This window comes from Parendozoicomonas verongulae (assembly GCF_009711465.1).
Taxonomy (GTDB): domain Bacteria; phylum Pseudomonadota; class Gammaproteobacteria; order Pseudomonadales; family Endozoicomonadaceae; genus Sansalvadorimonas; species Sansalvadorimonas verongulae.
In genome coordinates this window covers 1-1,021 of sequence record NZ_SMME01000482.1, presented here as the reverse complement: position 1 = coordinate 1,021, position 1,021 = coordinate 1, and the positions used below count along the sequence as shown (strand labels likewise).

1 protein-coding gene is annotated in these 1,021 nt (G+C 46.2%); it reads left to right on the top strand.

From position 1 onward, the window contains the following. Positions 1 to 54 precede the first annotated feature (54 nt). The coding region (locus E1189_RS01100) for a pentapeptide repeat-containing protein (RefSeq protein WP_155158273.1) at positions 55 to 1,021 on the top strand (967 nt) is incomplete at its 3' end.

The following is a 1,021-nucleotide window of genomic DNA, read 5'->3' as shown; positions in this document are numbered from 1 at the left end:
CCTCACTCTCTTGTTATTCATTCCCTGCAGTTTTGCAGTAGCAGAGATAATCCCATGGTCAGATTGTTCCATTGTGGCGGAAATCTCTACTCAATCGTTGAGCGCATCAGGCTGGGCGTGACTCAGTTGAAGAATGATTATGCATCCAGACGCTCGGACTTGAGAGCAGGGGGGGCAAGCAGCGTTTTTTTCAAACTGGCCACTGACCAGGAGTCAGGGGACTGGCTGTCGCTGAAGCCAGAGTTGCTACAGCGCACCGATATTTTGACATACGGTACGGATCGGTATGGCAATCAGTGCCGGGGTATTAAGCGACTTCATGCAATGGCTCCCGGAGAGCAAACCTGGAAGAGCTGCAGGCGGCTTGATGCATCCGAATTAATGCTCCCTTTTATCAGTCTGGAGGAAGTGCTTAAAGTTCATACTAAGAAGAACAGTCATAAAAGCTTAACAGAGAGAATGGCTCGGGAAGTGGAATATTTCCCTAATGGTCAGGCTATATCTGCCACTATCGAAGACCCCTTGGTCCGTATGTGCGATAATTTTATGAGCCGACCTGATGGAGACCTGATTGGAGATATTGTAAAAGCGGTTGGGAAAGATCAGTTTAAGTTGCTTTATGATCTTAACCCAGAAATCGACACCAATTTTATTGGTAGCCTCAAAGGTTTGACCCTGAAAGGGACAAGGCTAACCTCTGTAGATTTTCGAAAGATGGATCTACGTAATACCACCTTCAGCGGCATGGAGTTGAACCTGTGCAAATTTGATCAATTGAGAGAGACTTATCCGATTCTTAAATTCTGTTCCTTTATTAATTGCTCTTTTTATAAACAAACTCCACCCCCTGACTTCAAGTGGATTGAGTCCTGTACTTTCACGCTGGAGAGAGGCGACCTGGCTTCGCAGACTGAGACTGCGAGATTGCTATATGATAGTTGTGTCCTTGCCGTGACGAAAGCAGAAAAATACAGGGGTTATCGCGGGGATCAGGCGGGTTCGATACTTAGAAACCTTGATA